Origin of the sequence: Rhizobium oryzihabitans (assembly GCF_010669145.1) — a bacterium.
GTDB lineage: Bacteria > Pseudomonadota > Alphaproteobacteria > Rhizobiales > Rhizobiaceae > Agrobacterium > Agrobacterium oryzihabitans.
This window is the reverse complement of sequence record NZ_CP048635.1, coordinates 1658650-1672625: the sequence shown is the minus strand read 5'-3', so window position 1 is coordinate 1672625 and position 13976 is coordinate 1658650. Positions and strand designations below refer to the sequence as shown.

Below are 13976 nucleotides of genomic sequence, written 5' to 3'. Positions count from 1 at the left end.
CATACTTGCCCGCAGGCGCCATCTTTTAACAGGGATGATTTTTCAATTATCTGAAATCAGAGGAAAAATCTACCGCAAAGCCGTCATTGCGGCCTTGCGGCGGTCAAGACTTTGCGAGTGCCTTGGAAATCAGACGCGGCTCGCAAATTCCTCGATCGGGCGGCGGACCTTCTTCAGGTTCACCAGCCAGTCGCCTTCCGACTGGCGATATCCGAGCGGCAGGATGGTGACCGAGCGCAGGCCCTTTGCACGAAGACCGAGGATTTCATCCAGCTTTGCCGGATCGAAACCTTCCATCGGGGTGGAATCGACACCCTCGAAAGCGGCCTGCGCCACCGCCATGCCGAAACCAATATAGGCCTGGCGGGCGGCATGTTCGAAATTCACCTGTTCGTCACGCTGCGGATAGGAAGAGAGCAGCATCTGGCGATAGGATTCCCATCCCTCATTCCGGATACCGCGTTCCTCATTGACCAGATCGAACATGTGGTTGATCCGCTCTTCGGTGTAATTGTCCCACGCCGCAAACACCAGAAGATGCGAACCCTCGGTAACCTGCGCCTGGTTCCAGGCGATCTCGCGGATCTTTGCGCGCACTTCCGGATCGGTGACGACGATCACTTCGAACGGCTGCAGACCGCTGGACGTAGGCGCAAGCCGCGCCGCCTCGACGATGCGCTCGACCTTGTCTTCCGCAACAGTCTTGGAAGGGTCCATTTTCTTGGTGGCGTAACGCCAGTTGAGTTTTTCGATAAGCATGTTCGTTTTCCCTGGGAGGACCAACCCGCCCTGCCCCTTGGATGCCAGAACGGGTGCTACGCCTTCGTAGCCCGTCTGACATAGGAGGCGGGATGGCGGACGCAAGCAGGCACCGCGGGGTAACCGATAAAAAAGTTTGGAAAACTGATAATAAGGGGAAAGAACTTTATGGCGGCGGGCGCTGGCACGTCGCCTGCTACCGGATGCGGGGCGTAAAGTTCATGCACGGCCGCCCCCCAACCCTCATTCCTGTGCTCGTCACAGGAATCCAGCCGACACGCGTCTGCGTGGCGGAAAGACTCCTCTCAGCCCAAGGACTTGGGCTGACTGGCAACTGTATTGTCAGGTTTTAGCAAAGACGGTTTTATCCCTGAGGATTGCGTTTGCGGCGACGAGGATTTTGCGGGCGATGGCAATGATCATGACCTTGAACGGTTTGCCCTTGGTCTGCATGGTTTGCGCCGTGCGGGCGAAGGCGGTCTTCAGCCTGTAAGCCACCAGCGCCGCCATGTAGAGGGCATCGCGCACGCGCTTTCGTCCGCCGCGAATATGGCGCTGGCCGCGTTTGATGCCGCTGTCGGCATTGAAGGGAGCAAGTCCCGCCAATGCCGCCATGGCTTTGGAAGAGCTGCCGCCCAGTTCCGGCATATGCGCCATCAGCGTGAATGCGGTGACTGGCCCGACGCCCGGAATGGAACGAAGCCTGGTGCTTTGTTCGTTCAGTTCCGCGTTTTCCCGGACATGGGCGTGACAGGCTTTTTCGATCGCCTCGATCTCGCCGTCCAGCCAGATGAGATGGCGCTCCAGACTATCGTGCTCCATGGGTTCTGCGCTGGAAAGGCGAAGCCGCTCCTGCTGGCGCATGGCAACGAGCTGATCGCGCCTTGTATGGAAGCTGGCAAGCGCCTGCCGGGCCGGATCGGGTGGTGTGCTGGTTGCGGGGCCAAGCGTTTCGCCCATGCGTGCCAGCAGGCGGGCATCGATGGCGTCGGTCTTGGCCAGGCGGCCGGTGGCTCTTGCGAAGTCGCGCGCCCGGGCGGGGTTGACCCGGCAATACGGACGCTGTTGCCGATCGAGAGCCGCGCGCAGCTGCCTGTCATAACGCCCGGTCGCCTCCAGAATGACCGTCGCCTCCTGCCCCTCCAGGCTTTGCAGCCATGCATGAATGGCGGCAGCGGTGTTGTCGATGCGGATATGCCGGGATGTCCGGCCGTCGAAAAGATCAAGATGCGCCTTGGCGACGTCGCATCCAATGAAAACAGGGTGTATCATGGCAAGCCTCATCCTGTGCTTCGAGGTCCGCGCTCACGGCCTCAATCAACTGTTCAGGTTGGGATATCAAAGGCGGACGGAGGACCAGAGCCAGCAAGCGGTCTCAAACGACCAGGATCCCGACGGCCTTCCGTCCGCTACCATTCTAGCACAGACGCAATACACAGGATTCCTGTGACGAGCACAGGGATGAGGAGGCGCATTGTTCGAATGCTGACCATGGCGAGAGACCGGTGCCCTAGGGCGTCGCCTCACCCCTTGGTCACCCCATGGTTTCCCTTCGGAAAGCCCGACGCCAAGGCGCTGTACCATTTGCCGCTGTTCTTCAGCGTCCGCACCTGCGTGTCATAATCCACATGCACGAGGCCGAAGCGCATGCGGTAACCCTCGGCCCATTCGAAATTGTCCATCAGGCTCCAGGCGAAATAACCGCGCATCGGGTAGCCGTCCTTCACCAGATCGGCGACGATGCCAAGGTGTTCGGCATAATAATCCAGCCGCGGCTGGTCATCCACCACGCCATTTTCGACACCCATATTGTAGCAGGCGCCGTTTTCGGTGATGTAGCAATCCGGCAGCTCGTAGCGCTTGTAGAGATCCTCCACCAGCGACTTGAGCGCCGGGGCATATACCTCCCATCCGATATCGGTCTTCACGTCGCTGATAGCGGGGGCTGGTGTGGTGGCCGGGAATTCCGCCCCCTCGGTGACGTCGTCTGCGACGCGCATCGGCGTGTAATAATTCAGGCCCCACCAGTCCAGTTTCTGGCTGATGATGGAGAGGTCTTCCGCCTCCACCACCGGCATGCGTGAACCCAGCGCTTCCATCATCTCGGCCGGATATTCACCCTTGAAGACCGGATCGAAGAAGGCGCCATTGTGGAACTGGAATGCCCGCTCAGCGGCCTTGAGATCCGCCTCGCTATCGGAGGCAGGGATGACCGAATGGGCGTTCAGGACCAGTCCTACCGGCACCCCTGGCGCCACATGGCGGGATGCTTCGACGCCGAAACCATGGGCGAGGTTGATGTGATGCATCGCTGCAAGGGCGGCTTCCATGTTGCACTCGCCCGGCGCGTGAATGCCGTAGAGATGGCTGAGCCACACCGCACACCAGGGCTCGTTGAAGGTTGCCACCGCATCCAGCCGGTCGCCGAGCCTTGCCATGACCGTCTTGGCGTAACGCTGGAAGGCATGGGCCGTGGAACGCGAGGCCCAGCCGCCGTCGCCCATCAGGGTCAGCGGCAGATCCCAATGGTAAAGCGTCGCATAGGTCTTGATGCCGCGCGCCTTGCAGCCATCAACGAGACGGTCGTAAAAATCGAGCCCCTTCTCGTTGATCGGACCGAAACCATCCGGAATGATGCGCGGCCAGGCGATGGAAAAACGATAGGCCTCGACGCCCATATCCTTGATGAGATCGAGATCCTGCTCCCAGCGATTATAGTGATCGCAGGCAATATCGCCATTGTGCCGCTCGAAGACGTGACCCGGCATGTTGCAGAAGGCATCCCAGATGGAAGGTTTGCGGCCATCTGTCCTGGTCGAGCCTTCGATCTGAAAGGAGGCAGTTGCGACTCCAAACAGGAAATCACCGGGGAAACGGGCTGCTAGCGCTTTGGGATCGGTCATCGGAGAGGCCCTTTCATCATCCATCGAGCGGGAAAAGATCAGCAGCGGTTTAGACCATGTGGGGAAATAGGTACAGAAGCGAATGAGCAAAATCTGCAACGTTTCAGCAGCGCGGCGCCGTCAATCCAAAGCGCTTTAGATGCACGGGCGCCACAACAGCGCCGCCGTGGCGGCAGAAGGGAAATGGCCCGGCAAATGCGGGTGCAAGTCAGTGTGGTGAAAGTTTTGCAATTGCCGGGCCGCATCTTCGGACCGTCGCCGGCCCTTTGGTTTCAGCCTTTTCACGGCACCTACCGGTTCAGCCCCTCCCGCCTCTGGCCCGGCGGGATGCCTTTCCGGAACATGGTCTGCCAGAACCATGCTTGTCGATGCCGGCCACCGTTCCGCGAAAGGCGCCGCGCGTATCGCCCTTCCGTTCCGGTTGCAGGGGAATGATGCGACGGAATGGGCGGGTGGGGATGGAAGGGGAAATGTTTTGCGGTAAGTGATTGGCGAGGAAGGGTGTCGGAGGAAAGAGTGTCCTCGCCTGACAGAGATGACGCTCAACTTGACTCGCTAACTCGACGTCATCCTCGCGCTTGACCCGAGGATCCACAACCCGGCGCACCATGGATCCTCGGGTCAAGCGCGAGGATGACGTCGAGTATGTTGCGACAGAATAACCAAACCGAAACGACGAAAGCGGGAGATGTTCCCCGCCTTCTTTTTTGGAAACAAGGATCCGGTCAAACGTAACGGTTGACCACGTTCTCCAGATATTCCTGACGACCGGATTTCGGCTCGGGATTGATATCCTCGCGCTCCACCAGTGCCGCGATCTCGTCGAGCTTCAGCTCGCCGCGCAGCATTTTCTGGGCTTCAGCCGAATCCCACCCGGCGTAACGTTCCGCAAGCGGCTTGGACAGCGCGCCGTCCTCGATCATCTTCGCCGCCGCCTTCAGGCCACGGGCGCAGCAATCCATGCCGCCGATATGGCCGATCACCAAATCCTGCGGATCGAGCGACTGGCGGCGCAGCTTGGCGTCGAAATTGGTGCCGCCATTCTTGAAGCCGCCACCGGCCAGCACGTGGTAATAGGCAAGCGCCATTTCCGGCACATTGTTGGGGAACTGGTCGGTATCCCAGCCGGACTGGTAATCGTTGCGGTTCATGTCGATGGAGCCGAAAATGCCGAAGGCATTGGCGAGAGCCAGTTCATGCTCGAAGGAGTGGCCGGCGAGGATGGCGTGGCCCTGCTCGATATTGACCTTCACTTCCTTTTCCAGACCGTTCTTCTGCAGGAAGGCATAAACGGTGGCGACGTCATAGTCATACTGGTGCTTGGTCGGCTCCTGCGGCTTCGGCTCGATCAGGATCGTGCCTTCGAAACCGATCTTGTATTTATATTCCACCACCAGATTGAGGAAACGGCCCATCTGGTCCAGCTCGCGGGAAAGATCGGTGTTGAGCAGGGTTTCGTAACCCTCACGGCCGCCCCACAGAACATAGTTCGCGCCGCCAAGCTTCTTGGTAGCGTCGAGGCAGGTTTTCACCGTGGCGGCGGAAAAAGCGAAGACATCCGGGTCCGGATTGGTGGCCGCGCCCGACATGAAGCGGCGGTTGGAGAAGAGGTTCGCCGTTCCCCAGAGAAGCTTCACGCCGGTCTGAGCCTGTTTTTCAGCAAAATAATCAACGATCTCGCTAAGGTTCTTCGTGTTTTCAGCGAAGTTTTTGCCTTCCGGGCGCACATCCGCATCGTGGAAGCAATAAAACGGCGAACCGAGCAGCGAGAAAAATTCGAAGGCGACATCGGCCTTCAGCTTGGCGGCCTGCATGGTGTCTTCGAACCACGGACGCTGAAACGTCTGCCCGCCAAAGGGATCGCCGCCCGGCCAGGTGAAGGTGTGCCAATAGGCCACCGCGAAACGCAGATGATCCTCCATGCGCTTGCCGGCGACAATCTCATCGGGATTGTAATGGCGGAAGGCGAGTGGGTTGGTGCTGTCGGGGCCTTCATATTTGATCTTGCCGATATCGCCGAAAAAACCTGTGCTCATGGTGATCCTCCTTGGTGGGTTTGGATGGTGTTCGAAAATTTCAAGGCCGTTGCGCGTGGCTTACCCCCTCTGTCCTGCCGGACATCTCCCCCACAAGGGGGAGATCGACTCGCCGCCGCGTCCCGTACTCACGCGATGCTGCGGATGGAGCGAGAGGTAGCATCTTGCTGATCTCCCCCTTGTGGGGGAGATGCCCGGCAGGGCAGAGGGGGGTAAACCGCACACTCCGCGTCTCAATGCGAGAGCGACCGAATAGCCGGGTAAAGCGCATGATACCGCCGGTAAGCCTCCTCATAGGCATCACCAAGCGCCGCCACCGGCTCAATCGTCCGCGCCGTCTGCGGCTGGGTGCAGACCGCGACTGGATCGGCACCGGTTGCGGCGATGAGGCCGAGACGAGCTGCGCCGAAAGCCGCGCCGAAATCACCTTCCGCCGGAATATCCACGGGCACACCGAGCGATGTGGCGATCGAGGCCAGCCAATAGGCCGAGCGTGAGCCGCCGCCGATGGCGGTGACGCGGGAAATGGAGGTGCCGGCCGATTTCAGCGCTTCCAGATTGTCGCGGATGGCGAAGGTAACCCCTTCCAGCACCGCCTGCGTCAGCGCCTTGCGGTCGCTTTCATGGGAAAGGCCTATGAAGGAACCACGAATGGCGGCGTCATTATGCGGCGTGCGTTCGCCCGAAAGATAGGGCGCGAAGGTCACGCCGGTCGGGGCCAGAAGTTCGTCGCCCAGTTCGCCTGTCAGGTCGGCTGCGGACTTGCCGGTGAGGCGCGAATACCAGTTGAGCGCATCGGTGGCGGACAGAATGACGCCCATCTGGTGCCAGGTGTTGGGCAGCGCATGGCAGAAGGCGTGAACGGCGCTTTCGGGCTTCGGCAGATAGGAGGCGTTGGCGGCAAACAGCACACCGGAGGTGCCAAGCGACACGAAGGCGTGGCCTTCCTTCACCGTGCCCATGCCGCAGGCGGAAGCCGCATTGTCGCCGGCACCGCCGGCAACCACGACCCGGCCAGAAATACCCCATTCGGAGGCGAGTTCGGACCGCAGCACACCCGCTTCATCGGTGCCTTCCACCAGCGACGGCATGTGTTTTTCATCCAGCCCGGTGGCGGAGAGAAGCTCGGCAGACCACTTGCGCGCGCCGGTGTCAAGCCAGGAGGTGCCGGCGGAGTCGGACATTTCGGAGATATATTCGCCGGTCAGCCACAGCCGCAGATAATCCTTCGGCAACAGCACCTTGGCCACTTTCGCGAAGATTTCAGGTTCGTTCTTCGCCACCCAGGCAAGCTTCGGCGCGGTGAAGCCGGGGAAGACGATATTACCGGTGATCTTGCGGAAACGCGGATCGGCGTCGAGTTCGGCAGCCTCGGCGTAAGAACGCGTATCGTTCCACAGAATGCAGGGACGCAGCACCTTGCCGGCCGCATCGATGAGCGTCGCGCCATGCATCTGGCCGGAAAGGCCGATGCCCCTGACGGCGGCCAGCTCCTTTGGGAACTTCTGCTTCAGCCCGGCGACCGCGGTCTGGGCGGCAGCGATCCAGTCGGCCGGGTTCTGTTCCGACCAGCCGTGATGCGGGCGCGAAACATCCAGCGAGCCGTTGGCCGAGCCGATGATCTTCTGATCGCCGTCCATCAGCAGGGCTTTGATGCCGGATGTTCCAAGATCGAGACCGAGATACATGTATTTCTCCATTCCGGCGCTCCATGCGCCAAAGTTCATGCGGTTTTCTCAGGGCAGATTGTCCCTGAGGAATATGTCGATACGGATACGTTCCTGCGCCGCGATGACGGACTGGCCATCGGCGCGCGCCTTCAACACGCGGATGGCGCTGCGCACCTCATGGCCGGCATCCTGGTTGAGCACAGCGTCGAGCACCCCCTCCCGCAGTGCATTGGCGGTGTTTTCCGTCAGTTCATGGGCGATGACGGAAAGCGGCCTCTCGCCACCCGCGGCTCTGAGCGCCCGGATAAGGCCGCGATTGCCGGCGCCGAGACTGTAGATGCCGGACAGAGCGTTGTTGCCCAGCGCACCGGCAACCAGCGCCTCCACCGCCGCAGGGTCATCCTTACCCTCCAGCACCGGCAGAAGCCGCAATTGCGGAAATTCCGACTCGATGACGGTGCGAAAACCTTCCAGACGCTCACGATGGTCACGCACCAGCATTGAGCCGGCAACAACGGCGATATCGCCGCCGCGCCCGGAGAGGAACCGCCCCATCAGGCTCGCCGCCGTGCGCCCCGCCGCGACATTATCAACGCCGGCATAATGGTCGCGCCGCGAGCCGGACAGATCGGAAACCAGCGTGACGCTGGCGATGCCGTCATCCGCCAGCCGGTCTGCCGCTTCGGCCACATCTTCTGAATCGGTGGCGACGAAAGCGACGCCCGACGGTTTTTCCCGTCGCGCAACCTCCAGCGCTTCGGTCAGCGCCGCGGCGTTGAAGGGCGGCACCTCGATGATGCGGATTGCCGTGCGTTCCAGATGGGCGCGGCTGGCTGCGGCCCGTACCTCGGCCCGCAGCGTCGCCATGAAGGAATTGTCGTTGCCGGGCAGGATGAAGACCAGCGAATAGTTGCGCCCCTTGGCCAGATTGGCGGCGGCGATATCGCGCACATAACCAAGCTCGGCAATCGCCGCCTCCACCCGCGCGCGGGTCGCCGCATGCACGCCGGGGCGCATGTTCAGCACCCGGTCTATGGTGGCGAGGCTGACGCCCGCCCTCTCGGCGATGTCGTGAACTGTCGGCTTCATGGTTCCTCCCCTCGCCTTTGAATATCCAGCTTTGAGGGCGAGGTAAACCGAAAAATGATGTACGTACCTCATATTTTGCCGAAAGCCGGGACCATGAATTGGGCGTGGTTCCTGTGACGACATTGCGACTGGTTTCTTCTCCCCGCCGGGGAGAAGGTGGCCCGAAGGGTCGGATGAGGGGGCAAGCTCTCCGAATATCTCTGCCCTTGCCCCCTCATCCCGCTGCCGCGGACTTCTCCCCGGCGGGGAGAAGAAACAAGCGGCAACCGCTCGCTCCATATTCAAAACAAAAAAGGGGCCGTCATTTCCGACGGCCCCAGCTCTGCGGTGGATGGGAGGGGATTCTTGTTAGTGCGCCGCGTCTGGCGGCGGCGCTGCCTTGGGTTTCTGGATCAGGATCGTCATGAAGATCAGGCTGCCGAACAAAAGCGTCAGCGCAAAGAACACATCCGCGAAGGCCAATATCCATGCCTGCTGCGACACCATGCCGACCAGTTTCTTGATCGCGACGGAGGCGCCGTCCAGCCCGTAGGAATCATAGTTGGCGCCGACATTGTTCAGCCATTCCAGCGCCTGCGGGTTGGAATAGCTGACATGTTCAGCCAGCCGCACATAATGATCGTCGGTGCGCTGCGACAGCATGGTGTTGATGACGGCAAGTCCGACCGCGCCGCCGAGGTTGCGGGTGAGGTTGAACAGGCCGGATGCATTGCGGATGCGGGCGGGCGGCAAGGTGCCAAGCGCGATGTTGTTGATCGGCACCATGCACATCATCAGCCCGAAGCCGCGCAGGATCTGCGGGATCAGAAGTTCATAGAAATCCCAGTCGGTGGTCACATAGGTCATGATCCATGTGCCGCAGCCGAAGCTGATGAAGCCGATCGCCATCATCACCCGCGGATCGAGCTTGGTGGAGACCTTGCCGGCGATCGGCGCGGTGAAGAACATGGCAAGGCCTGACACGAACATGGTCTCGCCGATCATCAGCGCGTCATACCCTCTCACCCGGCCAAGATAGAGCGGGTAAAGATAGGTCAGCCCGTAAAGCCCGATGCCCATGACGAAGGAAAACAGCGAGCCGATGGAGAAGTTTCGGTCGGCGAAGGCGCGGATATCGACGACAGGGAATTCCACCTTGAAGGCGCGCCAGAAGAACACTACGGCACCGATGACCATGGCCACCGATCCAAGCACGATATGCTCGTCGTTGAACCAGTCCTTGTTATTGCCCTCTTCCAGCACATATTCCAGCGAGCCGAGGAAGACCGCCATGGAGATCAGCCCCCACCAGTCGAACTTCTTCCAGAGCGACTTTTCCGGCTTGTCGAAATCGATCAGGCTCCAGGTCAGGATGGTGACGATGATGCCGGGGATGATGTTGACGAGGAACAGCCAGTGCCAGGAAAAGGCATTGGAAAGATAACCGCCGACCGTTGGGCCGATGGTGGGCGCAAGCGTGGCGACGAGACCGATGATCGGCGAGACGACCGAGCGCTTCGAAGGCGGGAAGATCGTGAAGGCGGCGGCGAACACGGAGGGGATCATGCCGCCGCCGATAAAGCCCTGGATCGCGCGATAGACGATCATCTGGTCGATATTGGTGGCCGTGGCGCAGAGCGCGCTCGAAATGGTGAAGCCCGCCGCGCAGGTGGCAAAGAGCACACGCGTGGACAGGATGCGCGCCAGCGTGCCCGACAGCGGGATCATGATGACTTCGGCGATCAGATAGGAGGTCTGCACCCAGGCGATCTCGTCCGACCCCGCGCCGAGACCGGCCTGGATTTCCGCCAGAGAGGCGGAGACGATCTGAATATCGAGAATGGACATGAACATGCCGAAGACCATCGCGAAAAACGCGATGAGCCTGCGCCTGTCCATCGGGGGATCGGCGGGGATGGACGCCCCGCCCGTACCGACAACCGTAGCCGCCATGATCTTGCCCTCAACGACGCATCAGCGATGCGCCTTACTTGGCTTCCGGGTTAACTTGCGCCGTTTTGGTGGCTTCAGGCGCCGTACGGGTGTCAACATCGACAACGACGCTCAGGCCCGCGCGCAGATTGTGCTTGGCAAGGTCTTCCTTGGAGAAGACGATACGAACAGGCACGCGCTGGATGACCTTGGTGAAGTTGCCCGTCGCATTTTCCGGCGGCAGCATGGAGAAGACCGAACCCGAGCCGGGCGAAATCGACTGCACCGTGCCTTCAATGGTCGCATCGTCAAAGGCGTCCACATGCACGCGAACCTTCGAACCCGGAACCACGCGCGCAAGCTGCGTTTCCTTGAAATTGGCGTCGATATAAAGCTCGTTCATCGGCACCAGCGATGCCAGACGCTTGCCGACCGAAACCAGATCGCCGTTCTGAACCGCCAGATTACCGATGACGCCGTCATAGGGCGCCTTCAGAACCGTGAAGGACAGGTCACGGGCGGCCTTGTCACGGGAAAGCTGCAGCGAACGGACGGTGCTTTCCGCCTCCTCGCGCTGGGCGCGCAGGAGTTCGATATTGGCCTTTGCCGAAGAAATCGCCGCCTCGCCTGCGACAACATTCGCCTTGGCCTGATCGAGCGCAACCTGGGCGCTATCGGAAGCGGCAACCGTGCCGACATCCTTCGCCTGCAATTCGCTGGCGCGCTTCTGGGTGATTTCCGCGCCGCGAAGGGCGGCATCCAGTGCGCCCTTCTGGGCAACGGCCTGCTCAAGCGATGCTTCGCCGCCGACGATCTGCGCATCAATGCGCTTCAGAGATAGTTCCTCGGTGCGGATCTGCGCTTCGGCCTGCTCAAGCGCGATGCGATAATCGCCGTCGTCCAGCGTCACCAGCGGATCGCCGGCCTTGACTTCCTGGTTTTCGACCACGTTGACCTTGGCGATATAACCGGAAACCTTGGGAGCAATGACCGCAATGTCACCTTCTATATAAGCGTCATCCGTCGAGACCATGAAGCGACCGTCGACCCACCAGTTGTAACCATACCAGCCGGCACCGGCGAGAAGGGCAATGGCGATGACAGGCAGAAGCTTCGAACGCTTCTTCTGCTTCGGTGCGGCGGTGGTCTGTGCTGGGGTCTGCGGCGGGGCCTCGACCGGCTTTGCCGGAGAGGTCTCGGCCTTGGCGGAAACATCCGCCTCTTCCGCATCGTTGACGGCGCGAACCGCGCTATTCTTCTGGGCCGACATGAGAGCTTACCGTGATAGATTGAAGAAAGTTTTTCGAACTGAACCGTTCGGTTCGATTGACATAATCTCTTTCCTGACACATATCAAGTGTTATCGAACCGATTGGTTCGACGTCTGGTTAATTTTTTTTACGCCATTGCCGTGCTAGGAGGCGATAACGATGGCAGGGGAAGACATGGATATTGAAACGGACATGGAAACGGGCTGTCCCGGAAGTCCCGCCGGGCGTTTTGCGGCAGGCGAGGACCCGGCAAAGCGCGAACAGATACTTGCGGGTGCCTGGCGCGTGTTCAAGCGCAAGGGCTTCGATGCGGCCAGCATGAACGATATTACCCGAGAAGCGGGCGTTTCCAAGGGCACGATCTATGTCTATTTCTCCAATAAGGAAGATCTGTTCGCCGCCCTCGTCGACCATCACCGGCAGGAATTCGCCACCTCCATGCGCAATATCCTGGCCGGCACCGAAGAGGTGCGCGAGGGGCTGAAGCAATTCGGCAAGGCTTTCGCCAACAAGATGATCTGTTCCGAGATGATCCCCGCCATGCGCTCGGTCATCGGCGTCATCGACCGCATGCCGAAGCTGGCGCAGCGTTTCTTCATCGCGGCACCCAACAATGTCCGCACCGTGCTTCAGGATTTCATCGAGCACCATGTCGCGCTCGGCCACCTGAAAGTGGATGACGTCGAGCTGGCCGCCCGGCAATATATAGAGCTTTCCACCGGCACCTTCTTCAAGCTGCGGCTGTTTGGAGAAATCGACGGTCCGGTGCCCGAAGAGGAGCTGGACCGGGTGATTACCAGCGCCATCAAGGTGTTCATGGCCGCCTACGGAACCGACAAGGCCTGAGATCATTCAGCAACGGCGGGAACGCCAATACGCGGTTTACGCGAAATTTCGATGAAATCTTGCCATGCAAAGACTTCATCTCCTTGTTTCTCGCGTATTGCGCTATAAATCTCGTTGACCGAATTCTCGGCTGGCCTTGTTGCTGAAAGGAAATATTCCCTGATGGAGTCCGTTCTCCCTCTCCTGTCCGACCCCGCTGCGTGGGTGGCGCTTGTCACGCTTATCGTCATGGAGGTCGTGCTCGGCATCGACAACCTGATCTTCATCTCGATCCTCACCAACAAGCTGCCGCCCGAACAGCGCGAAAAAGCCCGCAAGATCGGTATCGGCCTTGCGCTTGTCATGCGTCTCGGCCTTCTCGGCACCGTCGCCTGGATAGTGCAGCTAACCACGCCGGTCTTTGAAATCTTCGACTATGCCTTCTCCTGGAAGGACATGATCCTGATCGCCGGCGGTCTCTTCCTGATGTGGAAGGCCACCAAGGAAATCCACCACAATGTCGATCCTGAAGATCACAAGGAAGACATGGTGGGCGGTCCCGTCGCGATGAATTTCGGCGCGGCCATCGGCCAGATCCTGCTGCTCGACCTGGTCTTCTCGGTGGACAGCATCATCACCGCCGTCGGCATGACGCCGCATCTGCCGATCATGATCGTCGCCGTCGTCTTCGCCGTTGCGGTCATGCTTCTGGCCGCAACCCCGCTCGCCAACTTCATCGAGCGCAACCCCACCATCGTCATGCTGGCGCTCGCCTTCCTGATGATGATCGGCACGACGCTGATCGCCGAAGGCATGGGCCTCCATGTTCCCAAGGGCTACGTCTATGCCGCCATGGCGTTTTCGGCGCTGGTGGAACTGCTCAACATGCTCGCCCGCAACGCGCGGCGTCGGAAGAAGGCGAGTGCTGAAGAGGCACATTGACCGCACTTCCGTCATGCCGGACTTGATCCGGCATCCAGCCAGCCCAAGTCCTTGGGCAGAAAAACTCCTCTCGCCGCGCAGACGCGCGTCGGCTGGATACCGGATCAAGTCCGGTATGACGGAAATAATTTCACCTCTTGCCAAAACAATGACCTTTGCGCATGCTTTTCTCATGCGCGAAGGTTACGTTTATATTCTTGCATCCAAAAGAAACGGCACGCTCTATACTGGCCTAACAAGCGACCTTTCTCACCGTTTATATGAACATCAGAACAACCTGACGCCCGGCTTCACAACCCGTTATGGCGTTAAGACGCTTGTGTGGTCCGAAACATACGATCTCGTCACGGACGCAATTGCGCGAGAAAAGACTATAAAAAACTGGCCGCGGGCATGGAAGATCAAGTTGATTGAAGGTCTCAATCCAGCCTGGGACGACATTGCTCATTTTCTTCTCTGACAACGCCGCCGCTCCGTCATGCCGGACTTGATCCGGCATCCAGCCAGCCCAAGTCTTGGGCTGAAAAGACTCTTCTCATCGCGCAGACGGCTGGATTTCGGCTCAAGACC

At 60.0% G+C, this 13976-nt stretch carries 11 protein-coding genes; 3 read left to right on the top strand and 8 right to left on the bottom strand.

Translation table 11 applies throughout. The features are described from left to right. Positions 1–129: 129 nt before the first annotated feature. The 8 genes from G3A56_RS24280 to G3A56_RS24245 form a co-directional block, all read right to left on the bottom strand. Entirely contained in the window at positions 130–759 is a 630-nt protein-coding gene (locus G3A56_RS24280) for an NAD(P)H-dependent oxidoreductase (protein WP_082184878.1), read from the bottom strand. Between the two features lie 342 nt (positions 760–1101). Continuing rightward, entirely contained in the window at positions 1102–2031 is a 930-nt protein-coding gene (locus G3A56_RS24275; RefSeq protein ID WP_082182843.1) for an IS110 family RNA-guided transposase, read from the bottom strand. 251 nt (positions 2032–2282) lie between these two features. Beyond that, complete coding sequence (locus G3A56_RS24270; protein ID WP_082185979.1) at positions 2283–3662, bottom strand: GH1 family beta-glucosidase; 1380 nt, start codon at positions 3660–3662, stop codon at positions 2283–2285. 725 nt (positions 3663–4387) lie between these two features. Then, positions 4388–5698 carry a xylose isomerase gene (gene xylA / locus G3A56_RS24265; RefSeq protein WP_082184880.1) on the bottom strand — a complete coding sequence of 437 codons (1311 nt, stop codon included), beginning with the start codon at positions 5696–5698 and terminating at the stop codon, positions 4388–4390. A 233-nt stretch (positions 5699–5931) separates the two neighbouring features. Beyond that, complete coding sequence (gene xylB / locus G3A56_RS24260; protein WP_082184881.1) at positions 5932–7386, bottom strand: xylulokinase; 1455 nt, start codon at positions 7384–7386, stop codon at positions 5932–5934. 48 nt (positions 7387–7434) lie between these two features. Further along, entirely contained in the window at positions 7435–8457 is a 1023-nt protein-coding gene (locus G3A56_RS24255; protein ID WP_082184882.1) for a LacI family DNA-binding transcriptional regulator, read from the bottom strand. Positions 8458–8805: 348 nt separating this feature from the next. Next, complete coding sequence (locus tag G3A56_RS24250) at positions 8806–10389, bottom strand: DHA2 family efflux MFS transporter permease subunit (RefSeq protein ID WP_082184883.1); 1584 nt, start codon at positions 10387–10389, stop codon at positions 8806–8808. Between the two features lie 34 nt (positions 10390–10423). Next, entirely contained in the window at positions 10424–11638 is a 1215-nt protein-coding gene (locus G3A56_RS24245; protein WP_082184884.1) for an HlyD family secretion protein, read from the bottom strand. Between the two features lie 160 nt (positions 11639–11798). Between G3A56_RS24245 and G3A56_RS24240 the strand changes: the two genes are divergently transcribed. The 3 genes from G3A56_RS24240 to G3A56_RS24230 all read left to right on the top strand — a co-directional run bounded on the left by G3A56_RS24240 (position 11799) and on the right by G3A56_RS24230 (position 13866). Continuing rightward, positions 11799–12485 carry a TetR/AcrR family transcriptional regulator gene (locus G3A56_RS24240; protein ID WP_003499109.1) on the top strand — a complete coding sequence of 229 codons (687 nt, stop codon included), beginning with the start codon at positions 11799–11801 and terminating at the stop codon, positions 12483–12485. A 162-nt stretch (positions 12486–12647) separates the two neighbouring features. Beyond that, positions 12648–13406 carry a TerC family protein gene (locus G3A56_RS24235; protein ID WP_082184885.1) on the top strand — a complete coding sequence of 253 codons (759 nt, stop codon included), beginning with the start codon at positions 12648–12650 and terminating at the stop codon, positions 13404–13406. Positions 13407–13554: 148 nt separating this feature from the next. After that, positions 13555–13866 carry a GIY-YIG nuclease family protein gene (locus G3A56_RS24230; RefSeq protein ID WP_082184886.1) on the top strand — a complete coding sequence of 104 codons (312 nt, stop codon included), beginning with the start codon at positions 13555–13557 and terminating at the stop codon, positions 13864–13866. The last annotated feature ends 110 nt before the right edge of the window (positions 13867–13976 follow it).

Coding starts and splice junctions, on each gene's coding strand:
- G3A56_RS24280 (WP_082184878.1), bottom strand. CDS start 759: ATGCTTATCGAAAAACTCAACTGGCGTTACGCCACCAAGAAAATGGAC.
- G3A56_RS24275 (WP_082182843.1), bottom strand. CDS start 2,031: ATGATACACCCTGTTTTCATTGGATGCGACGTCGCCAAGGCGCATCTT.
- G3A56_RS24270 (WP_082185979.1), bottom strand. CDS start 3,662: ATGACCGATCCCAAAGCGCTAGCAGCCCGTTTCCCCGGTGATTTCCTG.
- xylA (WP_082184880.1), bottom strand. CDS start 5,698: ATGAGCACAGGTTTTTTCGGCGATATCGGCAAGATCAAATATGAAGGC.
- xylB (WP_082184881.1), bottom strand. CDS start 7,386: ATGTATCTCGGTCTCGATCTTGGAACATCCGGCATCAAAGCCCTGCTG.
- G3A56_RS24255 (WP_082184882.1), bottom strand. CDS start 8,457: ATGAAGCCGACAGTTCACGACATCGCCGAGAGGGCGGGCGTCAGCCTC.
- G3A56_RS24250 (WP_082184883.1), bottom strand. CDS start 10,389: ATGGCGGCTACGGTTGTCGGTACGGGCGGGGCGTCCATCCCCGCCGAT.
- G3A56_RS24245 (WP_082184884.1), bottom strand. CDS start 11,638: ATGTCGGCCCAGAAGAATAGCGCGGTTCGCGCCGTCAACGATGCGGAA.
- G3A56_RS24240 (WP_003499109.1), top strand. CDS start 11,799: ATGGCAGGGGAAGACATGGATATTGAAACGGACATGGAAACGGGCTGT.
- G3A56_RS24235 (WP_082184885.1), top strand. CDS start 12,648: ATGGAGTCCGTTCTCCCTCTCCTGTCCGACCCCGCTGCGTGGGTGGCG.
- G3A56_RS24230 (WP_082184886.1), top strand. CDS start 13,555: ATGACCTTTGCGCATGCTTTTCTCATGCGCGAAGGTTACGTTTATATT.